Source organism: Streptomyces sp. NPDC029292 (assembly GCF_055569295.1).
Window position 1 is genome coordinate 300711 of record NZ_JBVHXR010000004.1, and the last position, 24723, is coordinate 325433.

At 71.2% G+C, this 24723-nt stretch carries 19 protein-coding genes and 1 pseudogene; 9 read left to right on the plus strand and 11 right to left on the minus strand.

Annotated features, from left to right (window positions below; genetic code table 11):
• The first annotated feature begins 33 nt into the window (after positions 1–33).
• Entirely contained in the window at positions 34–1038 is a 1005-nt protein-coding gene (locus ACZ4WS_RS12495) for an aldo/keto reductase (RefSeq protein WP_467979693.1), read from the plus strand.
• A gap of 26 nt (positions 1039–1064) precedes the next feature.
• Entirely contained in the window at positions 1065–1661 is a 597-nt protein-coding gene (locus ACZ4WS_RS12500) for a TetR/AcrR family transcriptional regulator (RefSeq protein WP_467979695.1), read from the plus strand.
• 102 nt (positions 1662–1763) lie between these two features.
• Here ACZ4WS_RS12500 and ACZ4WS_RS12505 read toward each other — a convergent pair whose 3' ends face one another.
• Both ACZ4WS_RS12505 and ACZ4WS_RS12510 read right to left on the minus strand, forming a co-directional pair.
• A complete protein-coding gene (locus ACZ4WS_RS12505; RefSeq protein ID WP_327428564.1) occupies positions 1764–1970 on the minus strand; it encodes a hypothetical protein in 207 nt (68 codons plus the stop codon).
• 59 nt (positions 1971–2029) lie between these two features.
• A complete protein-coding gene (locus ACZ4WS_RS12510; RefSeq protein WP_467979696.1) occupies positions 2030–2539 on the minus strand; it encodes a MarR family winged helix-turn-helix transcriptional regulator in 510 nt (169 codons plus the stop codon).
• A gap of 135 nt (positions 2540–2674) precedes the next feature.
• On the opposite strand from ACZ4WS_RS12510, the gene ACZ4WS_RS12515 reads away from it, so the two are divergent.
• Positions 2675–3523: an LLM class flavin-dependent oxidoreductase gene (locus tag ACZ4WS_RS12515; protein ID WP_467979698.1), complete on the plus strand. Its 849-nt coding sequence runs from the start codon at positions 2675–2677 to the stop codon at positions 3521–3523.
• Here the strand turns inward: ACZ4WS_RS12515 and ACZ4WS_RS12520 are convergent.
• Entirely contained in the window at positions 3516–4946 is a 1431-nt protein-coding gene (locus tag ACZ4WS_RS12520) for an MFS transporter (RefSeq protein ID WP_467979700.1), read from the minus strand. The genes ACZ4WS_RS12515 and ACZ4WS_RS12520 overlap by 8 nt on opposite strands.
• 208 nt (positions 4947–5154) lie before the next feature.
• Between ACZ4WS_RS12520 and ACZ4WS_RS12525 the strand changes: the two genes are divergently transcribed.
• On the plus strand, positions 5155–5994 hold the full coding sequence (locus ACZ4WS_RS12525) for a helix-turn-helix transcriptional regulator (protein WP_467979986.1): 840 nt from the start codon (positions 5155–5157) through the stop codon (positions 5992–5994).
• A gap of 82 nt (positions 5995–6076) precedes the next feature.
• On the opposite strand, the gene ACZ4WS_RS12530 is transcribed toward ACZ4WS_RS12525, so the two are convergent.
• A complete protein-coding gene (locus ACZ4WS_RS12530; RefSeq protein WP_467979703.1) occupies positions 6077–7522 on the minus strand; it encodes an MFS transporter in 1446 nt (481 codons plus the stop codon).
• Positions 7523–7618: 96 nt separating this feature from the next.
• Here ACZ4WS_RS12530 and dusB point away from each other — a divergent pair, with 96 nt between their 5' ends.
• On the plus strand, positions 7619–8770 hold the full coding sequence (gene dusB, locus ACZ4WS_RS12535) for a tRNA dihydrouridine synthase DusB (RefSeq protein ID WP_467979706.1): 1152 nt from the start codon (positions 7619–7621) through the stop codon (positions 8768–8770).
• Positions 8771–8870: 100 nt separating this feature from the next.
• Here the strand turns inward: dusB and ACZ4WS_RS12540 are convergent, their stop codons facing one another.
• Both ACZ4WS_RS12540 and ACZ4WS_RS12545 read right to left on the minus strand, forming a co-directional pair.
• On the minus strand, positions 8871–10808 hold the full coding sequence (locus tag ACZ4WS_RS12540; protein ID WP_467979709.1) for an amylo-alpha-1,6-glucosidase: 1938 nt from the start codon (positions 10806–10808) through the stop codon (positions 8871–8873).
• Positions 10805–12433: an MGH1-like glycoside hydrolase domain-containing protein gene (locus ACZ4WS_RS12545; RefSeq protein WP_467979988.1), complete on the minus strand. Its 1629-nt coding sequence runs from the start codon at positions 12431–12433 to the stop codon at positions 10805–10807. The genes ACZ4WS_RS12540 and ACZ4WS_RS12545 overlap by 4 nt, the downstream gene beginning before the upstream one ends.
• A 237-nt stretch (positions 12434–12670) precedes the next feature.
• Between ACZ4WS_RS12545 and ACZ4WS_RS12550 the strand changes: the two genes are divergently transcribed.
• The 3 genes from ACZ4WS_RS12550 (at position 12671) to ACZ4WS_RS12560 (ending at position 18382) form a co-directional block, all read left to right on the plus strand.
• The gene (locus tag ACZ4WS_RS12550) at positions 12671–13921 is read left to right on the plus strand and encodes an ROK family transcriptional regulator (RefSeq protein ID WP_467979711.1); all 1251 of its coding nucleotides are present in this window, start codon (positions 12671–12673) and stop codon (positions 13919–13921) included.
• Between the two features lie 447 nt (positions 13922–14368).
• The gene (gene ppdK / locus ACZ4WS_RS12555) at positions 14369–17110 is read left to right on the plus strand and encodes a pyruvate, phosphate dikinase (RefSeq protein WP_467979712.1); all 2742 of its coding nucleotides are present in this window, start codon (positions 14369–14371) and stop codon (positions 17108–17110) included.
• A gap of 321 nt (positions 17111–17431) precedes the next feature.
• Positions 17432–18382, plus strand: a complete 951-nt coding sequence (locus tag ACZ4WS_RS12560) for an oxidoreductase (protein WP_467979714.1) — start codon at positions 17432–17434, stop codon at positions 18380–18382.
• Here ACZ4WS_RS12560 and ACZ4WS_RS12565 read toward each other — a convergent pair.
• The 5 genes and pseudogenes from ACZ4WS_RS12565 to ACZ4WS_RS12585 all read right to left on the minus strand — a co-directional run bounded on the left by ACZ4WS_RS12565 (position 18357) and on the right by ACZ4WS_RS12585 (position 23799).
• A complete protein-coding gene (locus ACZ4WS_RS12565) occupies positions 18357–19265 on the minus strand; it encodes a PhzF family phenazine biosynthesis protein (RefSeq protein ID WP_467979716.1) in 909 nt (302 codons plus the stop codon). The two genes, ACZ4WS_RS12560 and ACZ4WS_RS12565, sit on opposite strands and share 26 nt — an antisense overlap.
• Positions 19266–19275: 10 nt before the next feature.
• A pseudogene (locus ACZ4WS_RS12570) lies at positions 19276–19500 on the minus strand (SDR family oxidoreductase); the annotation flags it as partial.
• 119 nt (positions 19501–19619) lie between these two features.
• Positions 19620–19970 carry a nitrite reductase small subunit NirD gene (nirD, locus tag ACZ4WS_RS12575; protein ID WP_467979718.1) on the minus strand — a complete coding sequence of 117 codons (351 nt, stop codon included), beginning with the start codon at positions 19968–19970 and terminating at the stop codon, positions 19620–19622.
• Positions 19967–22573 (minus strand): nitrite reductase large subunit NirB, encoded by a 2607-nt coding sequence (gene nirB / locus ACZ4WS_RS12580; protein WP_467979720.1) that lies wholly within the window; start codon positions 22571–22573, stop codon positions 19967–19969. Before nirB ends, nirD begins: the two co-directional genes overlap by 4 nt.
• Positions 22573–23799, minus strand: a complete 1227-nt coding sequence (locus ACZ4WS_RS12585; RefSeq protein ID WP_467979722.1) for an NAD(P)/FAD-dependent oxidoreductase — start codon at positions 23797–23799, stop codon at positions 22573–22575. The genes nirB and ACZ4WS_RS12585 overlap by 1 nt, the downstream gene beginning before the upstream one ends.
• Before the next feature lie 248 nt (positions 23800–24047).
• On the opposite strand from ACZ4WS_RS12585, the gene ACZ4WS_RS12590 reads away from it, so the two are divergent.
• Positions 24048–24602: a hypothetical protein gene (locus ACZ4WS_RS12590; RefSeq protein ID WP_467979724.1), complete on the plus strand. Its 555-nt coding sequence runs from the start codon at positions 24048–24050 to the stop codon at positions 24600–24602.
• Positions 24603–24723: the final 121 nt, after the last annotated feature.

A 24723-nucleotide genomic window follows, 5' to 3' on the forward strand; every position in this document is an offset into this window, starting at 1 on the left:
CACCTTCCCGGCACCCTCACTCAAGGAGCCCTCATGCAAACCCGCCCCCTCGGCGCCACCGGCCCCCAGGTCTCCGCCCTCGGCCTCGGCTGCATGGGTATGTCCGCGCTGTACGGCGAGGCCGACCGGACCGAGTCCATCGCGACGATTCACGCCGCCCTCGAGGCGGGCGTGACGCTGCTCGACACCGGTGACTTCTACGCCATGGGCCACAACGAGATGCTGATCGGCGAGGCACTGCGGACCGCCCCCGCGGCGCGGCGGGAGCAGGCGTTCACCAGCGTCAAGTTCGGCGCGCTGCGCGACCCGGACGGCGGCTGGTCCGGGTACGACGGACGGCCGGCGGCCGTGAAGAACTTCGCGGCGTACTCGCTCCAGCGGCTCGGCGTGGACCACATCGACGTCTACCGGATCGCGCGGGTCGACCCGAACGTGCCGATCGAGGAGACGGTCGGGGCGATCGCGGAACTGGTGGAGGCCGGGCACGTACGGCACATCGGCCTGAGTGAGGTCGGCGCGGACACCATCCGCCGGGCCGCCGCCACCGCGCCCGTCTCGGACCTCCAGATCGAGTACTCGCTGATCTCGCGCGGCATCGAGGAGGAGATCCTGCCGACGGTGCGTGAGCTGGGCATCGGCATCACGGCGTACGGCGTGCTGTCGCGTGGACTGATCTCCGGGCACTTCACGCCGGACCGGCAGCTGGCCGCGAACGACTTCCGCGCCCTCAGCCCGCGCTTCCAGGGCGAGAACCTCCAGCACAACCTTTCCCTCGTCGAGGCGCTGCGGAAGATCGCCGAGCAGAAGGGTGTCAGCGTGGCGCAGATCGCGATCGCGTGGGTGCTGTCGCGGGGCGAGGACATCGTGCCGCTGGTCGGCGCGCGCCGTCGTGACCGTCTGACGGAGGCGCTGGGCGCGCTGGACGTGACGCTGGACGCCGCCGACGCGGCCGCCATCGAGGAGGCGGTGCCGGCGGACGCCGCGGCGGGCGATCGCTACCCGTCCGCGCAGATGGCGCACCTCGACAGCGAGCGCTGACGGTACCGGCAGGTACGGTCTTCGTCATGGCACCGACCACCGAAGCACTGACCGCCGAGCGCATCCTCGAAGCGACCGAGGAGGTGCTGCGTCGCCACGGCCCCGCCAAGGCCACCGTCGTGGACGTGGCCCGCGCGCTCGGCGTCAGCCACGGCAGCGTCTACCGCCATTTCCGCACGAAGGCGGCGTTGCGGGAGGCCGTCACGAAGCGCTGGCTGGACCGTACGTCGCAGACGCTCCAGCAGATCGCCGGGACGTGGGACGAGACGCCTCCCGTGGCCCTGAGGCACTGGCTGGGTGCGCTGTTCACCGCGAAGCGGCACAAGGCGGGGGACGATCCGGAGCTGTTCGCCACGTACTCGGTGCTGCTGGGTGAGGCCAGCGCGGTGGTCGAGGAGCACATCACCGATCTCGTCAATCAGCTCACGCACATCATCGACCGTGGTGTGCGTGAGGGCGACTTCAGGTCCGTGGAAGGCGACGCCGCCGCGACGGCCCGCGCCGTCTTCGACGCCACGGGCCGTTTCCACGACCCGTGCTACGCCCGGGTGTGGGAACAGCCGGGCATCGAGGACGAGTTCACGACCCTCGTCGACCTGCTCCTGCGCGGCCTGCGCGCCTGACCCGGCGGGATCCGCCCGCCGCGCCCGCGCCTCCGTCGGCCCGGCGGGATCCGCCCGCCGCGCCCGCGCCTCCGTCGGCCCGGCGGGATCCGCCCGCCGGGCCTAGGCCTCCGTGGGATCCACCGTCGCCTGATGTGCCTCCGCCAGGTGTTCCTCCGCCTTCAGCCACGGCAGGAACTGCGCGCCTTTGCGCCAGCCGCAGGTGTCGCATCTGATCGTGCGTTGTACGCCTGCTCGTTGTACGTGGACGACGTGCTCGCGGCCGTGCTGGTCCCAGCGGCTTACCTTGCTCGTGTTGATCTGCAGCATGACACCTCCAGGTGTTACCGCTCCGCTTGCGCAGCAAGGAGTGTGCAGCATGGAGAAGATCAATGGGGGTACTTGGGCGGCGAGTTGGCCGCGCGGTCGTCCGCGGTCACGATCCGCCGCATCAGCGTGATCAGAGTCTCACGCTCGGTGTCCGACAGGGCGCCCAGGAAGTCGGCCTGTGAGCGATCGGCCACCTTCTTCAGCTCATCCAGCCGCTTCTCGCCCGCCCCCGTGAGGGCGACGCGCTGGCGGCGGCGGTCGTGGGGGTCGCGTTCGCGGCGGACGAGGGCTTGGCGTTCGACCTCGTCGAGGTAGCCGACGAGGTGGCTGCGGTTGAGGCCGAGGCGGTCGGCGAGTTCGTGCTGGGCGAGAGGGCCGAAGTCGCCGAGGCCGGCGAGGACCGCGAAGTGGGGGAGGCGGAGGTCGTGTGCCTTGAGCGCCTCGACGAGGGCGCGGTGGCCGATCCGGGCGACGTGGCCCGCCAGGTAGGAGGGCAGGGCCAGCAGGGTCGGCGGGCGCAGGGCCTCGCCCGGCTCGCCGGTGGGGGCCTCGTCGCGTGTCGGTGCCATGACGGAACCCTACTCTCGACGTAATCGTGTCATCGTGTAATGATTACTCAGCGAATTGATCTGCCGTGATGTGGCTATCTATGCGAAACAGCCAGAAGCAGTCGAAAACCATCGGAAGCTGCCAAGGGATCTCCCGTGCCTGACTACGGTCATGACCTGCTCTTCGGTGCCGTGCTCACCCCGGACGCCGAACGCCCGCACACCGTCGTCGAGTTGGGGCGGCGCGTCGACCGCGCCGGGCTCGATCTCGTCAGCGTCGCCGACCATCCCTACCGGCCGGACTTCCTGGACGCCTGGACCCTGCTGTCCGTCATCGCGGCACGCACCGAGCGGGTGCGGGTCTTCCCGAACGTGGCCAATCTGCCGCTGCGGCCCCCGGCAGGGCTGGCCCGGGCAGCGGCCAGTCTCGACGTACTCAGTGGCGGGCGCGTGGAGTTGGGGCTGGGAGCCGGGGGGTACTGGGACGCCATCACCAGTGAGGGACAGCCCCGGCGTGCGCCCGGTGAGGCCGTCGAGGCGCTGGGTGAGGCGATCGAGGTGATCCGGGCTCTGTGGTCAACCGGTCGAGAGGAAAAGAAAGTTGACGGTACGTATTACCGGCTCGACGGGGCTTTGCCCGGGCCCCCGGCCGTTCACCCCGTCCGCATCTGGGTCGGCGCCCTGGGGCCGCGCATGCTGCGGCTGATCGGGCGCGCCGCCGACGGGTGGCTGCCCAGCGCGACCCGGGTGCCGCCGGCCGAACTCGCCAAGGGGCAGCGGATCGTGGACGAGGCGGCGACCGCCGCGGGACGTGACCCGCGGTCGGTGCGCCGCCTCTACAACCTGCCCGGCCTCGCCCCGGCCGAGCAACTCGCCGAGCTGACCCTCGCGCACGGGGTGAGCGGCTATCTGCTCGCCTCCGACGACGCGTCCACCCTCGAACGGTTCGCTCATGAAGTCGCCCCCGCAGTCAGGGAGTTGGTGGCACACGAGCGGGCTAGCTGATCGTGCGCGGCAGACGCAGGCTCAGCGTCGCGGTCAGGGCCACGCCCGCCAGCTGCACCAGGAGCGTCGTGACCAGCGCGTCCCGCATTCCGCTGCCCGGCACGAGGGCCAGGAAGAGGGAGCCCAGGGTGGCGACACCGAGGGCCAGGGCGGACTGCTGGGTGGTGATCATGACTCCGCTGCCGACACCGGCTCGGGCGGGCGGGACCTCGGAGAGGATGATCCGGAAGATGACGGGGAGTTGGAGCGCCTGGCCGGCGCCCGCGACCGCCGCGCCCGGCAGCAGCTCCCAGATGCCCAGGTCCGGCCAGGACCGCCAGGCGGTCAGTGCCAGCAGGGCCACCCCCACCGCCTGGATCAGTCCACCCGCGGTGACGACCCGGGTGCCGTACCGGGCGATCAGCCGCGGGCCGCAGAGGGAGACGACGAAGAAGACGACCGCCATGGGGGCGAGGGCGAGTCCCGCGGGCACCGGGCCGAGGCCCGCACCGCGCTGCAACGCCACCGCGATCACGAACATGAACCCGCTGAAGCCGATGGAGAACGGGACGATCATCACCAGGCCCCGGCGCAGCGAGATCAGGGAGAAGAGGCTCGGCGGCACCAGGGGCGTACGGCCGCGGCGGTCCTCCCGGCGTTCGACGAAGTAGAACGCCGCCGCCGCGAGCGGGAACAGGGCGAGCGACAGCCATGTCCACAGCGGCCAGCCCGCCGCCCTGCCCTCGGTCAGCGGAGCGAGCAGCGCCAGCAGGGAGACGGCGAGCAGGACCGTGCCGGGGCCGTCGATCGGCTCCGGGCGCTGCGAGCGCGTCTCGGGGACGGCGCGCGCGGCGAGGATCAGTGCGACGATCACGACGGGCACGTTCACGAGGAACACCGAGCGCCAGCCGGTGCCCGCGATGTCGGCGGCGACCAGGACGCCGCCGAGGATCTGCCCGGCGATCATGGAGAGTCCGGCCGTCGCGCCGTACAGGCCCATCGCCTTGGCGCGGCGCGGTCCGGCGGTCGCCGACTGGATGGTGGCGAGCACCTGCGGCAGCATCGCCGCGGACGCCGCGCCCTGCGCGACCCGCGCCGCCACCAGAGTCCAGGCGCTGGGCGCGAGCCCGCACGCCAGCGAGGTCAGGCCGAAGGCCGCCATGCCGCCGAGGAAGAACTGCCGTCGGCCGAAGAGGTCGCCGAGGCGTCCGCCCAGGACGAGGAGGACGGCGTACGAGACTCCGTATCCGGCGACGACGAGTTCGAGGACGGCCTCGCTCGCGTTCAGGTCCCGGCCGATGGTCGGCAGGGCCACGTTGACGATGAAGAAGTCGATGAGGGGCAGTGCCGCACCGAGCAGCACGGTGAAGAGTCCGAGCCCGCCGAGCCCGGGTGATGCGGCGGGGGAACGGACTGAGGTTGTGAGGGTTCCGGTTTCGGTCACGTAAAAGAGCTTCGTCCGGTACTCAGGCTGGTACCAGAGTGTCCTTATCCTGGTAGAAGCACTACCTGGAAACAGGTTCCGGCGGACGGCAGGCTGGAGGCATGACAACGATGGTGCAGGAGACGGCGAGAGGGCAGGAGACGGCGAGGGTGCAGGGGCCGGCGCTGCCCCTGTCCCGCAGGGCGCCCCCGTATCGCGCGGCAGCGAGATCAGGCGGCACGAACTCGCGCACTTCCTGCGCAGCCGCCGCGAACGCATCCCGCCCGAGCAGGTCGGACTGCCCCGCGGTCGCCGCCGGCGCACCCCGGGCCTGCGCCGCGAGGAGGTCGCGCAGCTCTCCGCCGTCGGCGTCACCTGGTACACGTGGCTCGAACAGGCCCGCGATATCCAGGTCTCCGAGCAGGTCCTCGACGCGCTGGCCCGCACCCTGCTGCTCGACGCCAGCGAGCGCGCCCACCTCTTCCAGCTGGCCGGAGCCGTCGACCCCTCGCCCGCCGCGAGCTGCCCGAGCCTCACCCCGGCCCTGCGCCACATGCTCACCCAGCTGGAGCCGGTCCCGGCCTGCATCCAGAACAGCCGGTACGACATCCTCGCGTACAACCGCACGTACGGGCGTCTGATGGGCAACCTCGACGCCGTACCGCCCGAGGACCGCAACTGCATGGTCCTCGTCTTCACCAACGAGGAGTGGCGCCGGTCGATCGTGCTCCTCGACGAGACCATGCGGCTCATGGCCGCCAAGCTGCGCGCCTCGATGGCCGGACACCTCGGCGAGCCCGCCTGGAAGATGCTGGTCAAGCGGCTGAAGGCGGAGTCCGAGGAGTTCCGCGAGGTCTGGGAGCGGTACGAGGTGGTGGGCTCCCGCAGCAAGACCAAGCAGTTCCTCAACCCCTACGTCGGGCTCGTCACCCTCGACCACACCGACCTGTGGCTGAGCCCCGACATGGGCGCGCGCATGGTGACGTACGTCCCTGCCGACGAGGAGACCCGCGAGCGACTGGAGAAGCTGCACGCGATCGCCCTCGAAGGGGAGGCCATGGGGGCGTAACACCCACCGCTTCGAAGCCGTCAACAAGGTCAGCCGCGGCCCGGCGTGGAAGAACCGTCCCGTCGTCCTCGCACACCGGCACCTAGGCCCGCGCGCCCGCCGTGTCCCGCATCTCCGTCGTCTCCAGCCGCCCGGCCGCGCTCTCGGCCGTTCTCCGCGCCCAGCGTCCGCTGGTCAGCGCGCCCAGGACGAGGACCGCGAGCCCGCAGCCCGCGATGATCCACCAGCCGGGGCGGGCGGCCGACACGAAGGTGTCCTTGTACGCCGACGCCCGCACCCCGGAGGCCAGCACCGCGCCGACCACGGCGACGCCGAGGGTGCCGCCGATCTGGCGGCTGGTCGAGGCGACTGCGGCGGCGACGCCGGCCTGGCTGCGGGGCATGCCGGAGACGGCGGTGTTGGTGATGGGGGCGTTCACGAAGCCGAAGCCGAGGCCGAAGAAGACGTAACCGATGACGAGCGTGACGTTCGACGTCTCGGCCTCGAAGGCGGCGAAGAGGACGCCGCTCGCGGTCATCGTGACGCCCGCGACCAGCAATGACAGGCGGGGTCCCCTGCTGCCGACCAGCCGTCCCGACACCGGCGCGCACACGAAGCACATGACCGCCATCGGCAGCATCCACAGGCCCGCGTGCAGCGCGTTCAGGCCGCGTACGTTCTGCAGGTAGAGCGTCGACAGGAACAGGAAGCCGCTGAGCGCGGCGAACGCGCTGATGGCGATGACCGTGGCCCCGCTGAACGGTGCCGAGCGGAAGAAGCGCAGGTCGATGAGGGGTTCGGCGCGCCGGGGCTCGTACCACAGCAGGCCGAGCAACGCGGCGACGGCGATCACGCCGAAGGCGAGGGTCTTGAGGACGCTCGAACTGGGCGCCTCGATGATCGCGTACGTCAGCGAGCCCAGCAGCGCGATGACCAGGAGCTGGCCGACCGGGTCGGGACGGCGGGCCTTGGGGGCGCGGGACTCGGGGACGTAGCGCAGGGTGAGCAGGAGTGCGGCCAGACCGACCGGGAGGTTGATCCAGAAGATCGAGCGCCAGCCGACCGAGTCCACGAGCAGACCGCCGACCAGCGGTCCCGCGGCCATCGATATGCCGACCACGCCACCCCACACACCGATCGCGCGGGCGCGCTCGCGCGGGTCCGTGAAGGTGTTGGTGATGATCGACATCGCGACCGGGTTCAGCATGGAACCGCCGACCGCCTGGACCATGCGGAAGGCGATGAGCGAGTCGAGGTTCGGGGCGAGGGAGCACAGGACCGAGCCGAAGGTGAAGATGATCAGGCCCGCCACGAAGACCTTGCGGCGGCCGATACGGTCGGCGGTCGACCCCGCGAGCATCAGCAGCGAGGCCAGCACCAGCGTGTACGCGTCGATCGTCCACTGCATGCCCGCCACGCTCGCGTGCAGGTCCGTCTGCATCGAGGGCAGGGCGACGTTCAGAACCGTGACGTCCAGGCTCACGATCAGCAGACTCATACAGCAGATCGCGAGCACCAGCATGCGGTGGCGGTGGCTGAGCTCAGGCATTCATCCAGAGTACGCCGCTTTCGATAGTGCGTCTAACTAATGACCTCTACATGATCTTTCGTACAAGCACGGGTCCTCGTACGCGACAATGGGGGAATGTCCACGCCCACCCTCGCCCCCGCGTCCCCGCTGTCGATCGGCCCGCACACCGTGCAGCCGCCCGTCGTCCTGGCCCCCATGGCCGGGATCACGAACGCGCCGTTCCGCACGCTGTGCCGTGAGTTCAGTGGCGGCAAGGGTCTGTTCGTCAGCGAGATGATCACCACACGGGCGCTGGTCGAGCGCAACGAGAAGACCATGCAGCTGATCCACTTCGACGCGACCGAGAAGCCGCGTTCGATCCAGCTGTACGGCGTGGACCCGGCGACCGTCGGCAAGGCCGTCCGCATGATCGCGGAGGAGGGCCTGGCCGACCACATCGACCTGAACTTCGGCTGCCCGGTGCCGAAGGTGACGCGCAAGGGCGGCGGGTCCGCCCTCCCGTACAAGCGGAACCTGCTGCGGGCGATTCTCCGGGAGGCCGTCAGCGGCGCCGGGGACCTGCCCGTCACGATGAAGATGCGCAAGGGCATCGACGACGACCACATCACCTTCCTCGACGCCGGGCGGATCGCGGTCGAGGAGGGCGTGACGGCGATCGCCCTGCACGGGCGGACCGCTGCCCAGCACTACGGCGGCACGGCGGACTGGGACGCCATCGCGCGCCTCAAGGAGCACGTGCCGGAGATCCCCGTCCTCGGCAACGGCGACATCTGGTCGGCCCAGGACGCGATGCGGATGGTGCGCGAGACCGGGTGCGACGGGGTCGTGGTCGGGCGCGGGTGCCTGGGGCGGCCGTGGCTCTTCGGCGACCTGGTGGCCGCTTTCGAGGGTCGCGAAGAGTACGCGCGTCCGACTCTCCGCGAGGTCGCGGCCGTCATGGTCCGCCACGCCACCCTCCTCGGTGAGTGGATCGGCGACGAGGCGCGCGGTGTCATCGACTTCCGCAAGCACGTGGCCTGGTACCTGAAGGGCTTCGCGGTCGGCTCCGAGATGCGCAAGCGCCTCGCGATCACCTCGTCGCTCGCCGAACTGTCCGACGGGCTGGCCGAGTTGGACCTCGACCAGGCGTGGCCGGTCGGCGCGGACGGGCCCCGTGGCCGTACATCCGGCAACAACAGGGTTGTCCTGCCGGACGGTTGGCTCAAGGACCCGTACGACTGCGCGGGGATCAGCGAGGACGCGGAGCTGGATACTTCCGGGGGCTGACCGGCGCCCCTTCAGGGGCGCGGGGCTGTGACACAGTGCGGCTCCGCCGCGTGGGCGCGACCAGCCCCCCTCACCGGACCCGCACATCGCTCACCGAACCTCAGGCACCCCCCACCGCCGTAAGCAACGCCAACGGAGCCGCAGCCGAACGGGATTCCCGTACGCACGCATGCGGATACGGCACCGGCTCCCCATGGCTGTCGCGGCCGTACCCCGCGAGGACCTCCGGCAGCCGGTGCCCCGCCGCGGTGGCGGCGTCGACCAGCGCGTGGGCCACCGTACGAGCCTCGTCGTGGAGGCCGTACCTCGCCAATCCCAAAGTGATGAGGGCGTTGTCGTGGGGCCAGACAGACCCCCGGTGATACGAGAGCGGATGGTACGCCGGCTGGCCGGAGGCGAGCGTGCGCACGCCCCAGCCGGAGAAGAAGTCCGGTTCGAGGAGGCGCCGCCCGACCAGCTCGCCGTACTCCTTGTCCAGAAGACCGGACCAGAGGAGGTGGCCCGCGTCCGACGCGAGGGCGTCGACATGGCGGCCGTCACCGTCCAACGCCAGTGCGGGGAAGGCGTGTTCGGCCATCCAGAAGTCCCGCTGGAAGCGGTCGCGCAGGTCACCGGCGGCCTGTTCCAGGAGGGCCGCGTAGACCTCGTCGTCCCAGACCGTGCGGGCCAGGTGCGCGGTGCGGCGCAGGGCGTCGTACGCGTATCCCTGCGCGCCCGCCGCCATCACCGGGCCGGAGGGTCGGCTGCCGTCGGCCGAGCAGATCGCGCCCGGCGAGTCCTTCCAGTTCTGGTTGGCGAGGCCGCCGCCGTCCGCGCGGTAGACGAGATAGCCGCGGGAGGTGAGCCCGCCGTGGTCCAGCATCCAGCTGATCGCCGCGCGGGCGTTGGCCTCCAGACGGCGGGCCGGCGTCACGTCGCCGGTCTGCTCGGTATACGCGCCGAGGAGCACCAGGAACAGCGGTGTCGCGTCCACCGAACCGTAGTAACGCCCGTACGGCACCTGCCCGAAGTGCGCCAGCTCGCCGTGCCGCACCTCGTGCACGATCTTGCCGGGCTGGGCGACCGCGTCCGCGCCCACCTCGAGCGCCTGGGTCGCGGCGAGCGCGGGCAGCGTGGCGGCGGCGAGCTGAGGCCGGTAGGGGAGCGCGAAGAGGGAGGTCAGGAGGGCATCGCGGCCCAACAGAGTGAGGAACCAGGGGACTCCGGCGGCGGGGACACGGAGATCCTCGCCGTCCGGGCCCTTCGCGGGGACTTGCAGCACCGCCAGGTCGGACAGGCCCCGCGCACAGGCCGCGGCCAGCTCGGGCCAGCCGGTCGGGAAGGGCACGCCCTCCGCGAACTCATCTTCGAGGGCGAGGAGTTGTTCGTTGGCGGCGGCGGGGGAGAGCGGTACGACGGGCTCGTGCGTGGCGCCGTGCGGACGCGCCGCGACGCGCAGCGACAGCTCCGCCGATCCGTGCGGTTCGAGATCGAGGGCCCATACGAGGCGACGGGCGCCGGTGCCCGTCTCCTCCACGCCGTCCGGAGCGGGCTCGGACGTGACCGTCGTACAGGACCGCCACTCACCACGCCGGTAGCTGAACTCGACGCCGTCATCCAGGACTTGGCGTTGCCGGACCACGCCCGTCTTGGCGTACGTCCGGTAGTCGGAGCGCAGCTCGAACTGGTCCGCGAAGTCGGCGTCCGCGGTGACCGCGATACGGACCGTCGTGGGCGTCGGACGGTTGCTGGTGACGCGCAGCGCCTCCACGAACGCGCCGTCGGCGACGGCCTGTTCACGGAAGAGCGTGTACGCCGGCGGCTCCGTGCGGCCGCCGCGCGGCACCAGGACACAGCGTGCGGTGTCGCCGTCCGCGACCGGCGTGAGCGCCTCGGGCACCGCGCCGTCGACGGTCAGCTGCCAGCGGCTGAGGTGCCGGGCGTCCCGTACGAATAACCCGTCCGGGGAGCCACCGCCCCGTACGCCGCTGATGTCCCCGCCGTCGCCCACGGCGGCGAACGTCCCACCGTGCACGAGCAGATGATGCCGGTCCGTCATCCCCGGTCCCCTCCCTTGGTGCCCGTCTCGAATGCGCTGTGTGCCGTTGTGCTGTGTGCCGTTGTGCTGTGTGTCTTGTCGAACGTGTCGTGACCCGGGTGGGACACGACCTGGTCCGCCCCTGAGGACTCGTGCAGCAGGTCCAGGGTGAGCGCGGCCGTCCAGCTGAAGCCGAGCGCTCCGCAGGCCTCGCCGGTGAACGGGTCCACGTACTCCGCGAACCCGGACTCCCCGGCCGTGTCGAGCAGCGCGGTCCGCAGTTCCTCCGCGCGCGCGTGCTCCCCGTGCAGCCGCAGCCCGCGCTCCAGCAGCCAGTTGGTGTTGAACCAGGCGGGGCCGCGCCAGTACCGGTGCGGATCGAAGGCGTCCCCCGTCAGGTCGTAACTCGGCACGAGCCGCGTGGCCCCGCCCATCCCGAAGTGCGGGCCGCTCGCGGTGCGCACGAGGGTGGCGGCGATGTCGCGGGGCAGCGCGGGGAGGACGAGCGGGAGAAGCCCGGCGACACTGCGCTCGGGGATCAGTGCTCCACTTGGAGAGCGCCGCTCTGCTGCGTGAGCGGTGCTCTGTGAGCGCTGCTCTGAAGTGTGAGCGGTGCTCTGCGAGCGTTGCTCTGAAATGTGAGCACCGCTCTCGCCGCCGGCCTCGCCGTACACATCCCGGCAGAAGAACATCCCCTCCGCCGGATCCCACAGCCGCTCCACCAGGGCCGCCGTGAGGCGCTCCGCGCGCGCTTGCCGTGCGGTCCCGGCCGCTCCCAGCTCCTGCGCGATGTGCGCCAACGCGTGTTCCGACGCGATGAGGAGGGCATTGAAGGCCGGGTCCTCGACCGCGAACTCGCCCGCCCGTCTCCCACCACCGCCCTCAACCGAGGCCCTGCGGGCCACCCCTTGGTCTGCCCCGTCCGCGTACCCGCGGTCCCGGTAGTCGGTGGCCAGGCGCACGTACCGCCCGTAGTCGAGGTTTGTCGGGCGGTCCTCGGCGGAGCCGTGGTCGAGGTCGGCGCGGCGGAAGGAGCGGGCCGGCGCCGGGGTGACGCGGCTGAGCGGGGCGTCCCAGCAGGGGCTGTTGTCCATGCCCTGCTCCCAGGGGTGGACGACGGAGGCGAGGCCGCCGCCGCCCAGGTCCCGGCGGTGCAGCAGGTAGCGGTGCCAGGCCGCCAGGCGGGGATACATCCGGGGGAGGAAGCCGCGGGCCCGGGACAGGCCCGGGTCGGCCTGGTGCACCAGCCACGCGGCGAGTGCGTGCACCGGTGGCTGCACGATGCCCGAGGTCTGTACGGTGCGCGGGGCGCCCGCGGCGCGCCCCGCGGTCGAGGAGCGCCAGAAGTCGGGGCTCGGGAAGTACGCGTCCAGCGGGACGGAGGGGTTGAAGACAATGTGCGGGATCCGTCCGTCGGCCCACTGCGCGCCGAGCAGCGTTTCCAGCTCCGTCTGCGCCCGCAGCGGGGACAGATGGCGTAGTCCGATCGCGATGAACGCTGAGTCCCAGGACCACTGGTGCGGGTACAGGCCGCGTGAGGGCACCGTGGACGTTCCCGTCCAGTTGCCGTTCAGGACCCGGGCGGCCCTGAGGTGCAGTGAACCCGTCGGGTCGGCGGGATCGTATACAAGTGTTCCGGAACGGATGATCTCACCCGGACCGGGCGAAGGGGGCGGGCCGGAGGCGTGCACAGGAGTGCCGGAGGTGCGCACGGGGGTGGTGATGCCCGTGCGCAGGGCGGTGAGCTGGGTTGTGCTGTCCACTCAGGTCTCCCCGAAGACGTCCGGCCGACCAGTTCGGCAGTAGCTACCTTAGGGTTACGTCTATTTAACACGCAAAACTCAATATGTAATGCAGAGTTGGTGAACGCAAGGGGTTTGCGCATGACAGGAAGGGCGGCGAAGGCCATGAGGGCCGGGAATCAGGCAAGCGCCGGAGAACTGCTCGAACTGGTGCGCAGTGGCCGTGCCACCACGCGCGGCGCGCTGCAGCAGGCCACCGGTCTGTCCCGGGCCACGGTCGGTCAGCGCCTCGACCGGCTGTTCCGCGCGGGCTGGCTGCGCGAGGGCGCCGGAGGCCCGGTGGACTCACCGCTGGGCGGACGCCCCTCCATCACCCTCGAGTTCGACGACGCCCACGCCGTCGTCCTCGCCGCCGACCTCGACACCCGGCACGGCCGGGCGGCCGTCCTCACCCTGACCGGCGAGATCCTGGCCGAGCACTCGGGCGTCCTGGTCATCGACGAGGGCCCGGAAGCGGTCCTCGGCGAACTCGGCCGCTGGTTCGCCGACTTGCTGGTGAAGGCCGGGAAGCCCGCCGAGGCCGTCTGCGGGATCGGGCTCGCGGTGCCGGGCCCCGTCGACAGAGACACGGGCCGCGTCGTGCAGCCGCCGATCATGCCGGGCTGGGACAGGTACGACATAAGAGGGCGCCTGGGCCGCTCGTTCGCCGAGCACGCGGGCACCACGAGTACGGGGCGGGGCGGGGGCGCCAGGTGGGACATCCCGGTGCTCGTCGACAACGACGCCAACCTCATGGCGTACGGCGAACAGCGCACCGGATACCCGGACTGCTCGGCGTTCGCCCTGGTCAAGGTCTCCACGGGTATCGGCGCGGGCATGGTCGTCGGCGGCACCATCTACCGGGGCATCGACGGGGGCGCCGGCGACATCGGGCACATCCGGGTGGGCGCCGACGCGTTGTGCCGGTGCGGCTCGTACGGCTGCCTGGCCGCCGTCGCCAGTGGCGGCGCGGTGGCGCGGCGGCTCGCCGAGTCCGGGGTGCCCGCCGCCTCCGGCTCAGATGTGCGCGACCTGCTGACGGCCGGGCATCCCGAGGCGATGGCGCTCGCGCGGGAGGCGGGACGGCAGGTCGGGGACGTACTGGCGACCGTGGTGACGCTGCTCAACCCCGGTGTTCTGATGATCGCCGGGGATTTGGCCGGAACTCCCTTCCTCACGGGTGTGCGCGAGCTGCTGTACCAGCGGGCGCTGCCTCGCTCCACCGCTCATCTGGACGTGGTGACCTCGCGGCTCGGCGAGCGGGCCGGGCTGGTCGGGGCAGGGGCGCTCGTCGTTGAGTACCTGTACGCGCCGGAGCGGGTCGAGGAGCGGCTGGCGGCGCTGGGCGTCTGAGCTCTTTCTCGGCTCTTTCTCGGCTCTTTCTCCGTGTGTGACATCCATGTGACGCGTCCACATCCCGGTCCGCATGGTGAAATCTGGTCGCCCCTGGCTGCGTGATTCTCGCCACCCTTGATAAGGGTTCCGCTCAGATGAGCGGATCTTGGGCGGCTGCACTTCCCTAAGGGGTGGCACTGAGTGCCACCCCTTGATCGTTCACCGGATGAACTCAGACGTGTTGCAAGCCGCTCACCTGAGCGCATATAGCGATCTACGGGCGTTGATGCGTTCAAGAAGTGAAAACATCCGCCCTCAAGCCCTTGCCAGTCTTTGACTTTCAATCCAGTGGCGGACGAGTGGTTACAGGCGCATGACGCGCAAGTGGACGTACCCAGGCGCCTTCGATCTGGGTATGTTCCCCGTCGTCAGGGCAGCCACCGCGACGTCGAGGAGTCGAGACTCGTGTCGGAAAACAAAGATCCCCACGTAGCTGAGAGCGGCGTCGGGGGTGTGAAGTTCGTTTATGACTTCACCGAAGGCAACAGGGACCTCAAGGACCTGCTCGGCGGCAAGGGTGCGAACCTCGCCGAGATGACCAACCTGGGCCTTCCCGTCCCTCCCGGCTTCACCATCACCACCGAGGCGTGCAAGACGTACCTCGACAGTGGCGAGGAGCCGGCGGCACTGCGTGACGAGGTGAGTGCACACCTCGACGCCCTCGAAACGACGATGGGCAAGAAGCTCGGCCAGGCCGACAACCCCCTGCTCGTATCCGTCCGTTCCGGTGCGAAGTTCTCCATGCCGGGCATGATGGACACCGTGCTGAACATCGGCCTCTCCGACAAGTCGGTCCAGGGCCTGGTCAAGCAGGCGGGCGACGAGCGCTTCGCGTGGGACTCGTACCGCCGTCTCATCCAGATGTTCGGCAAGACGGTCCTCGGCGTCGACGGCGAGCTCTTCGAGGACGCGCTGGAGGCGGCGAAGGTCGCCAAGAAGGTCACGGTCGACACCGACCTCGAGGCGGCCGACCTCAAGAAGCTCGTCACCAAGTTCAAGAAGATCGTCAAGACCGAGGCCGGGCGGGACTTCCCGCAGGACCCGCGCGAGCAGATGGACCTCGCCATCAAGGCGGTCTTCGACTCGTGGAACGGCGACCGGGCCAAGCTCTACCGCCGCCAGGAGCGCATCCCGCACGACCTCGGCACGGCGGTCAACATCTGTTCGATGGTCTTCGGCAACCTGGGCCCGGACTCCGGCACGGGCGTCGCCTTCACCCGCGACCCGGCCAGCGGCCACCAGGGCGTGTACGGCGACTACCTGCAGAACGCCCAGGGCGAGGACGTCGTCGCGGGCATCCGCAACACGGTCCCGCTCGCCGAGCTGGAGTCGATCGACAAGAAGTCGTACGACCAGCTGATGCAGATCATGGAGACCCTGGAGACCCACTACAAGGATCTCTGCGACATCGAGTTCACCATCGAGCGCGGCCAGCTGTGGATGCTCCAGACCCGCGTGGGCAAGCGCACGGCGGGCGCGGCCTTCCGCATCGCCACGCAGCTGGTGGACCAGGGCCTGATCGACGAGGCGGAGGCGCTCCAGCGCGTCACCGGCGCCCAGCTCGCGCAGCTGATGTTCCCGCGCTTCGACGACCAGGCGAAGGTCGAGCAGATCGGCCGGGGCATCGCCGCGTCGCCGGGTGCGGCGGTCGGCAAGGCGGTCTTCGACTCGTACACCGCGATCAAGTGGTCGCGTTCGGGCGAGAAGGTCATCCTGATCCGCCGGGAGACGAACCCCGACGACCTGGACGGCATGATCGCGGCGGAGGGCATCCTGACGTCGCGCGGCGGCAAGACGTCGCACGCCGCCGTGGTCGCGCGCGGCATGGGCAAGACCTGCGTCTGTGGCGCGGAGGAGCTGGAAGTCGACACCAAGCGGCGGCGCCTGACGGCCCCCGGCGGTGTCGTGATCGAAGAGGGCGATGTCGTCTCGATCGACGGCTCCACCGGCAAGGTGTACGTCGGTGAGGTCCCGGTCGTCCCCTCCCCGGTCGTCGAGTACTTCGAGGGCCGGATGCACGCGGGCGCCGACGACGCCGACGAGCTGGTCGCCGCCGTGCACCGGATCATGGCGTACGCGGACCGGGTGCGCCGCCTGCGGGTCCGGGCGAACGCCGACAACGCGGAGGACGCCCTGCGCGCCCGCCGCTTCGGCGCCCAGGGCATCGGCCTGTGCCGCACCGAGCACATGTTCCTCGGTGACCGCCGTGAGCTGGTGGAGCGGCTGATCCTGGCCGACACGGACGCGGAACGCGAGGACTCCCTGAAGGAGCTGCTCCCGCTCCAGAAGCAGGACTTCGTGGAGCTCTTCGAGGCGATGGACGGCCTCCCGGTGACGGTCCGTCTCCTGGACCCGCCGCTGCACGAGTTCCTGCCGGACATCACGGAGCTGTCGGTCCGTGTCGCTCTGGCGGAGTCCCGCAAGGACTCCAACGAGAACGACCTGCGCCTGCTCCAGGCGGTCCACCGCCTGCACGAGCAGAACCCGATGCTGGGCCTGCGCGGTGTCCGTCTCGGTCTGGTCATCCCCGGCCTGTTCACGATGCAGGTACGGGCGATCGCCGAGGCCGCCGCCGAGCGCAAGAACGCCAAGGGCGACCCGCGCGCGGAGATCATGATCCCGCTCGTCGGCACGGTCCAGGAGCTGGAGATCGTCCGCGAGGAGGCCGACCAGGTCATCGCCGAGGTCCAGGCCGCCACCGGTATCGAGCTGAAGCTCGCCATCGGCACGATGATCGAGCTGCCGCGCGCCGCGCTGACGGCGGGTCAGATCGCCGAGGCGGCGGAGTTCTTCTCCTTCGGTACGAACGACCTCACGCAGACGGTGTGGGGCTTCTCCCGGGACGACGTGGAGGCCTCGTTCTTCACGGCCTACCTGGAAAAGGGCATCTTCGGCGTCTCCCCCTTCGAGACGATCGACAAGGACGGCGTCGGCTCGTTGGTGAAGTCCGCGGTGAAGGCCGGCCGGGAGACACGTCCCGACCTCAAGCTCGGCGTCTGCGGCGAGCACGGCGGCGACCCCGAGTCGGTCCACTTCTTCCACGAGGTGGGACTGGACTACGTCTCCTGCTCGCCGTTCCGGATTCCGGTGGCCCGCCTCGAGGCGGGGCGCGCGGCGTCCTCGGCGAAGGGCAGCGACCACCGCTAGGCCCTTCGGGCCTGCTGGCCCCCGGAACTGTTGTCGGTCACCCCAACCCTCACCGACCGGCACATGGTCCCGGTGCACCACGAGAGGGCGGTACCCCTGTGCGGGGGGTGCCGCCCTCTTGGGTTTTCCGGTTTTCCGGTTTTCCGGCTTCCGGCTTCCGGCTTCTGGGCTTCTTGTGCTTCTGCAGTGGAAGGGGGAGCCGGCTCCCCCAAGGGTGACGGCCACAACGTGTACCTGCAGGTGAGGGGGAGACGGGACGTCGCGGCGTACCGTGAGGGGGGCCGGACACCGGTGGAAGCGGAATCGGAGAGGGCGAGCGTGATGGCAGGCTGGGGCGCGGGCGACATGCCCGATCAGGGCGGGCGTACCGCCGTTGTCACCGGGGCCAACAGCGGTCTCGGGTACGTCACCGCACGGGAGCTGGCCCGCAAGGGCGCCCGGGTCGTGCTCGCGTGTCGGAGCGAGGTGCGGGGAGCCGAGGCCGGGGACCGGCTCGTGTCCGAAGTGCCGGGTGCGGACGTGGAGTTCGTGCGGCTGGATCTCGGGGAGCTGGACTCCGTACGGGAGTTCGCGGCGACGTACCAGCGGTCGTACGACCGACTCGATCTTCTCGTCAACAACGCCGGTGTCATGGCGTTGCCCCTCGGTCGCACGGCCGACGGGTTCGAGACGCAGTTCGGGGTCAATCACCTCGGGCACTTCGCGCTCACCGGGCTGCTGCTGCCCGTGCTGCTCGGGACCCCGGGCGCGCGGGTCGTGACGGTGTCGAGCATGGTCCACACGCTGGCCAACATCGACATCGACGACCTCAACAGCGAGCGCCGGCCGTATCGGCGGTGGATCGCCTACGCCCGCTCCAAGACCGCCAATCTGCTCTTCACGCACGAGCTGGCGCGCAGGCTCGCCGCCGTCGGGTCCGATGTCGTCGCGGCCGCCGCGCATCCCGGGTACGCCTCCACCAACCTCCAGACCGCGGGGCCGAGGCTGGAGGGCCGCAAGGGCGCCGAGCGGTTCATGGAGATCGGCAACCGGATCTTCGGGCAGAGCGCCGAGGCGGGGGCGCTGCCCACGCTGTACGCCGCCACCGCGCCCGGCGTGCTGCCCGACTCCTTCACCGGGCCCGGGGTCGCGATGTGGCGGGGCGCGCCCGCGAAGTCCTGGCGGGCGGGCTGGACAGTCAACGACGCGGCGGGGGAGCGGTTGTGGGCCGCGTCCGAGCAGCTCACGGGCGTGACGTATGAGTCCGTCAGGCCGGCCGGACCACCCGGGTGAGTCTGGCGGTGCCGCCCAGGTGGATCACCGGGCGGATCACCGGGCCCGCTGCGCCGGGCTGTGCGGTGGCGGTGATCGTGGCGGGGCTGCCGAGGGAGTCGCCCATGTCCACGGCGATACGCGTGATGCCCTGACCGGCAAGGTGCGCGGCGAGGCAGGCGGTGCTGTTGGCGTTGGCGATGTCCTCGGGGACACCGATCGACGGGGCGAACATGCGCGCGGCGGCGCGGCCCGTGGGCTCCGGCACGGAGTAGACGTAGCAGCCGAGGAAGCCGAACCGGTCACAGGCGGCGCGGAGCGCACCGGAGTCCGGGGTGAGCGCGGCGAGTGCGGACCGGGTGGTGAGGGGGACCAGCAGACGCGGCCGTCCCACCGAGGCGACGGCGGCACCGGGCGCGAGCGTGTCCCGGGTGACGCCGAGGGCGGTGAGGACCGCCCCGCACTCGGTCTCCGTGGGCTCTCGCAGATCCACCGGACCTGGTTCGAAGGCCGCGTTCACCACCGTCCCGTCCCGCTCCGTTCCGTCTCGCATGGACCAGCCCTCGAAGACGCGCCCCGAGGCGTGCAGCGTGGTCCGGTACTCCTCGCCTCCGGCCCGTGCGGCGAGGAAGGCCAGGGCGGCGACCGTCCCATGACCGCAGGCGGGCAGTTCTCCCTCGGAGGTGAAGAAGCGCAGGGAAACCGGCGCACCGCCGGGCCGGCCGCCGGACGGGGAGACGAAGACGGCATGCGAGGTCCCCGCCAGCACCGGCACACGACGACGCTGCTCGTCACTGAGCGGCGCCTCGTCCAGCACCGCCGTCGGACTCCCGCCGCTGCCGTTCCGCAGACAGGCGTCCACGATCGTGACGGACAGCCCGGTGAGTGTGAGGTCAAGTGCCATACCGAGCAGGTTACTTCGGGATCCGGGACGGGCGTGGCAGAAGATCCACCGGCTCCGTCCACAGGGACCCACCGCTGTCGATCACGAGGTCCGTGCCGACGATCGACGCCGCGTCGTCGGACGCCAGGCACAGGACGGCCGCGGCCACCTCGTCGGTCGCCGGGACCCGGCCGAGCGGGAGCTCGTGCTTCACGCGTGCCAGGCGCTCGGCCTCGGACTCGCCAGGGCGCAGCGACCATCGGCCGCGCGGGACACGTCGGCCGTGACCGCGAGGGCCTTGCCGCCCCGCTCCCTAGGCTTTTCTGGAACGATCAGTCGAGCAAGTGAGAGGGGCGCATCGGCCAAGCACGGGGCTTACGCGGCGCGCACCGTGTACACCGCCACCGAAACCTCCGGATCGTCCAGGCACTGGCCCGATTCGAGGTCGAAGCGCTGCTTCAGCAGCGGGGAGGCGACGAAGGGGCGGCCCTGGTGGGTGCCGGTCAGGCCGCGGGAGAGGACGGCGGCCCCGCTGAACGGGTCGCGGTTGTCGATGGCGTACGCCCGGCCCGCGCGGTCGGTGAACAGCGCGACCTGGCGGCCGTCGGGCAGCAGCGCGGCGACTCCGCGGCCCGGGGTCAGTACGGACAGGTCGCAGACGGTGAACCAGCTGTCCGCCAAACGGAGTTGGACCATCACCGTCGTTGTCTCGGGAGCGAGAGTCATCGCTGGGCGCTTCCTTCCAGGGGTCGCGTGCCGATGGTCAGCAGCGGCAGGTCGGGCTTGATCTGGTCGCGCTCGGGGACGAACCCGACGACCGGGTCGGGGGTGTCGGGGGCGTTCACGAAGGACACGAACCGGGCCAGCTTCTCGGGGTCGTTGATGGTCTCGGACCACTCGTCGCGGTAGTTCGCGACGTGCGCCACCATCAGCGACTCCAGTTCCTCGCAGATGCCGAGGGAGTCGTGCACCACCACGTCGCGTACGTGGTCGAGGCCGCCCTCGATCCGCTCCAGCCAGGTCGAGGTGCGCTCCAGGCGGTCGGCGGTACGGATGTAGAACATCAGGAACCGGTCGATCAGGCGGATGAGTTCGGCGTCGGAAAGGTCCTGGGCGAGGAGGTCCGCGTGGCGCGGGGTCGCGCCGCCGTTGCCGCCGACGTACAGGTTCCAGCCGTTGGAGGTGGCGATCACGCCGAAGTCCTTGGACTGGGCCTCCGCGCACTCGCGGGCGCACCCGGAGACGGCCGACTTGAGCTTGTGCGGGGACCTGAGCCCCCGGTAGCGCAGCTCCAGGTCGATGGCCATGCGGACCGAGTCCTGGACGCCGTAGCGGCACCAGGTCTGGCCCACGCAGGACTTCACGGTGCGCAGGGACTTGCCGTACGCGTGCCCGGACTCGAAGCCCGCGTCCACCAACCTGGCCCAGATCAGTGGGAGTTGCTCGACCCGCGCGCCGAACATGTCGATGCGCTGGCCGCCCGTGATCTTCGTGTAGAGGCCGAAGTCCCGGGCCACCTCCCCGATCACGATCAGCTTCTCGGGGGTGATCTCGCCGCCGGGGATGCGCGGCACGATCGAGTACGAGCCGTTCTTCTGGAGGTTGGCGAGGAAGTGGTCGTTGGTGTCCTGGAGCGCGGCCTGCTCGCCGTCCAGGACATAGCCGTCGGCGCCGATCGTCGGGGCCAGCGAGGCGATGATCGAGGCGACGGCGGGCTTGCAGGTCTCGCAGCCGTCGCCGCCGCGCGCGCTCTCGCGGCCGTAGCGGTCCAGCAGCTGCTGGTACGACGTCACGCGCAGGGCGAGGACGATCTCGTACAGCTCCTCGCGGGTCTGCGCGAAGCAGCCGCACAGGCCCTTGTCGACCTCGACGCCGCTCGCCTCCAGCTCGGCGGCGACCAGCTGGCCGAGGACCTTGACGCAACTGCCGCAGCCCGTACCGGCCTTGGTGCACTTCTTGACCTCGGGCACGGTCGTGCAGGAGTGCTCGGTGACCGCGCCGCGGATGGTGCCCTTGGTGACGTTGTGGCAGGAGCAGATGACCGCCTCGTCCGGCAGCGCGGAGGGGCCGAGGGCCACCGGGGCGCCCGCACCCGCCGGGAGCACCAACTGCTCCGGGGCGATCGGCGGGACGGAGCCCGTGAGGGCGCGCAGGGTGCCGTACGCGTCCGCGTCGCCGACCAGGATGCCGCCGAGCAGCTGCCCGTCCCGGCCGATGACCAGCTTCTTGTACGTGCCCGAGCGGGAGTCGGCGTAGACGACGTCGAGGCAGTCCTCGGTGGCGCCGTGCGCGTCGCCGAAGGACGCGACGTCCACGCCGAGGAGCTTGAGCTTGGTGGAGAGGTCGGCGCCGGTGAAGCTCGCCTCGTCCGCGGCGATGGTGGCGGCGGCCGTCGCGGCCATCTCGTAGCCCGGCGCGACCAGGCCGTACACCCGGCCGTCCGAGGCCAGCGCGCACTCACCGATCGCGAAGACGTGCGGGTCCGAGGTGCGGCACTGCTCGTCGACCGTGATGCCGCCGCGCTCGCCGACGGTGAGTCCGGTGTCGCGGGCGAGCTGGTCGCGGGGGCGTACACCGGCGGAGAACACCACCAGATCCGTGGCGAGTTCGGAGCCGTCCGACAGCTTCATGCCGGTCACGGCGCCGTCGTCGCCCGTGACGATCTCCTGGGTGCCCGTGCCCGTGTGCACGGACAGGCCCATGTCCTCGATGGTGCGCAGAAGGGCCGCGCCGCCGCCGTCGTCGACCTGCACCGGCATCAGACGCGGCGCGAACTCCACGATGTGCGTGGTCAGTCCGAGCCCCTTGAGCGCGCCCGCGGCTTCGAGTCCGAGCAGACCTCCGCCGACCACGGCGCCGGTCGTCGCCCGCGCCTTCGCGTACTCCTCGATGGCCAGCAGGTCCTCGATCGTGCGGTAGACGAAGCAGCCCTCGGCGTCCTTGCCGGGGACCGGCGGGACGAAGGGGTAGGAGCCGGTGGCCAGGACCAGGGTGTCGTACGTGACGGTCAGACCCGAGCGGGCGGTGACCTTCCTGGCGTCCCGGTCGATGGTCTCGGCCGGGTCGCCGACGTACAGCTCGATGCCGTGGTCCTTGATGAACTCCGCGTCGGTGAGCGAGAGGTCGTCGGGCGTGCGGCCCGAGAAGTACGAGGTGAGCTGGACCCGGTCGTATGCCGGGCGTGGTTCCTCGCACAGCACGACCACGCGGTGCGTGGCGGTCAGGCCGCGCTCGGCGAGCGCTTCGAGGAAGCGCTGGCCGACCATGCCATGGCCGACGAGCACGATCGTGGGGCGGGGGCCGGTCCCCACAAGTGCGGTCGTGGACATCAGGAGCCTCCATCGTTGGTGAGCAGGTGGAGCAGCGGGGCACCGTCGGCGGGGAGCGGCTCTGCTCCCTCCCAGGCGCGGGCGAGTGCGCCGACGGTGCCGAGTTCGCCGACGAGGACCCCGCCGACCAGGCGGTCGTCGCGGACGACGACCTTGCGGTAGGTGCCGCGCGTGGCGTCGGCGAGCTGGATCACGTCGTCGCCGGGCCGGGGGTCGGTTTCGCCGAACGCGGCGAGGTCGAAGGGGGTCTGGCCGCCGGCGAGGGTGAGACGGGTCAGGGAACGGGTGCCGGTGTACCGGGCGCTCGCGTCACCCGCGATCAGCTCGGCCAGGGCGTCGGCCTGTTCGAGGGCCGGAGTGGCCAGTCCATAGATCGTGCCCTCGTGCTGGGCGCAGTCCCCGATCGCCCGGATGTGGGGATCGGACGTGCGCAGCTCGTCGTCGACGAGGATGCCCTTGTGGACGGCGAGTCCCGCGTCCTGGGCGAGGCCCACCCGCGGATGGACCCCGCAGGCGAGGACGACGAGGTCGGCGTCGAGGGCGTACCCGTCGGCCATCTCGACCGACCGGACCGCCCCGCCGACGCAGCGCACGTCGCGCACCCGGCACTCGGTGTGCACCTCGACGCCCAGGTCCCTGAGGTGCCGGAGCACCAGGCGGGACGCGGACGGGTCGAGCTGGCGCTCCATGAGCCGCTCGGCCTGCTGGGCCAGGACCACCTGGGCGCCGCGCAAGGCCAGCGCCCGGGCGGCCGAGACGCCGAGGAGACCGCCGCCGATGACGACGGCGCGAGCGCCCTGCCGTACGGCCTTCGACAGGCCCAGGCAGTCGTCCATGGTGCGGAACGCGTGAACGCCTTCGGGGAGTTCCCGGTCGGCGGTGAACAGCCCGCGCAGGGGCGGGAGTACGGGGTTCGAGCCCGTCGCGAGGACCAGCGTGTCGTATGCGATCACCGAGCCGTCCGCGCAGTGCAGGGTGCGCGTGGCGCGGTCGATGCCGGTGACCCGGGCACGGGTCAGGCGGTCGGGCGCGGGGAGGGCGATCACCTCGGGGGCGTACCGCCCGGCCAGGACCTCGGCGAGCAGGACGCGGTTGTACGGGCGGTGCTCCTCCTCGCCGACGAGCACGACGGACACGTCGGGCGTGCCGAGCTCGCCGAGCCGCCGGGCGAGCCGTACGCCCGCGATCCCGGCGCCGATCACCACCACACGCGTATTCGAGGTCATGACCGCAGCGTGCGGTGCCGGTGTTACCCGGTCGCATCACGTCTGTTTCCCGGGGGGAACGCTGCGCTCAGCGGGGGCGCGGTCCGGGTGTGAGGGATCGGCGCACGCGCCCGGGGCGGGCTGTGAGGTGGGGTTAACCGAACCCCCGGGTTCCGTGCGGGCACGATCGATCGCGGCGCGCGGGCGCGGAACCCTTGAGGTGTCCGTTCCAGTCGGGTTCCACCAGCTCACGCCCAGGGGGACACACCATGGCCACCGCCCAGAGGACCGAGAAACTCCAGCCGTCGCCCGTCCGCGACGACTCCGCCGTACGGGTCTGGCGGGTCGTCCGCGAGCCGTTCACGGCGGACACGTGGCGCCGGGTCGCGTACGCGCTGCTGGCCTTCCCGGTGGGGGTGATGTGTATCCCGCTGGCGCTGGTGGGTGCTCCGACGGGGCGGTGGCAGCGGGGGCTGGTACGCCGTTTCCTGGGCGCGGAGCCGCCCGGGTCCTCGCGCGGCCTGGCCCACGCGGTGCTCGCGACGCCGCTCAACCTCGTGGTGCTGGCCGTCACCGCCTACGGCTGGTCCATCGTGCCGATGAATCTGGGCTGGCCGCTGCGCGCGGGGTCGGACTACTCCGACGCCTGGGGAGGGCCCACGTTCGCCGGGGCCTGGGCCTTCCACGCGATTGCCGGCGGGGGTGGCTTTTTGGTGCTCATGCCGTGGGTGGGGCGTGGCCTGGCCGCCGTGCAGATCCGCCTGGCATCGGCGCAGCTCGGCCGAGGCGGGCACGGCACCGCCGAGTCCCGCCGTCGTGGCTGATCGCCCTTGCGGCGGGGGGGGGGGGGGGGGGGGGGGGGGGGGGGGGGGGGGGGGGGGGGGGGGGGGGGGGGGGGGGGGCGGGGGGGGGGGGGGGGGGGGGGGTGTGGGGGATGTGGGATAG

What these genes read in the sequence shown, in the direction of transcription:
- ACZ4WS_RS12495 (WP_467979693.1), top strand. Translation starts at nt 34, where the DNA reads ATGCAAACCCGCCCCCTCGGCGCCACCGGCCCCCAGGTCTCCGCCCTC.
- ACZ4WS_RS12500 (WP_467979695.1), top strand. Translation starts at nt 1,065, where the DNA reads ATGGCACCGACCACCGAAGCACTGACCGCCGAGCGCATCCTCGAAGCG.
- ACZ4WS_RS12505 (WP_327428564.1), bottom strand. Translation starts at nt 1,970, where the DNA reads ATGCTGCAGATCAACACGAGCAAGGTAAGCCGCTGGGACCAGCACGGC.
- ACZ4WS_RS12510 (WP_467979696.1), bottom strand. Translation starts at nt 2,539, where the DNA reads ATGGCACCGACACGCGACGAGGCCCCCACCGGCGAGCCGGGCGAGGCC.
- ACZ4WS_RS12530 (WP_467979703.1), bottom strand. Translation starts at nt 7,522, where the DNA reads ATGCCTGAGCTCAGCCACCGCCACCGCATGCTGGTGCTCGCGATCTGC.
- dusB (WP_467979706.1), top strand. Translation starts at nt 7,619, where the DNA reads ATGTCCACGCCCACCCTCGCCCCCGCGTCCCCGCTGTCGATCGGCCCG.
- ACZ4WS_RS12540 (WP_467979709.1), bottom strand. Translation starts at nt 10,808, where the DNA reads ATGACGGACCGGCATCATCTGCTCGTGCACGGTGGGACGTTCGCCGCC.
- ACZ4WS_RS12550 (WP_467979711.1), top strand. Translation starts at nt 12,671, where the DNA reads ATGACAGGAAGGGCGGCGAAGGCCATGAGGGCCGGGAATCAGGCAAGC.
- ACZ4WS_RS12560 (WP_467979714.1), top strand. Translation starts at nt 17,432, where the DNA reads ATGGCAGGCTGGGGCGCGGGCGACATGCCCGATCAGGGCGGGCGTACC.
- ACZ4WS_RS12565 (WP_467979716.1), bottom strand. Translation starts at nt 19,265, where the DNA reads ATGGCACTTGACCTCACACTCACCGGGCTGTCCGTCACGATCGTGGAC.
- nirD (WP_467979718.1), bottom strand. Translation starts at nt 19,970, where the DNA reads ATGACTCTCGCTCCCGAGACAACGACGGTGATGGTCCAACTCCGTTTG.
- nirB (WP_467979720.1), bottom strand. Translation starts at nt 22,573, where the DNA reads ATGTCCACGACCGCACTTGTGGGGACCGGCCCCCGCCCCACGATCGTG.
- ACZ4WS_RS12585 (WP_467979722.1), bottom strand. Translation starts at nt 23,799, where the DNA reads ATGACCTCGAATACGCGTGTGGTGGTGATCGGCGCCGGGATCGCGGGC.
- ACZ4WS_RS12590 (WP_467979724.1), top strand. Translation starts at nt 24,048, where the DNA reads ATGGCCACCGCCCAGAGGACCGAGAAACTCCAGCCGTCGCCCGTCCGC.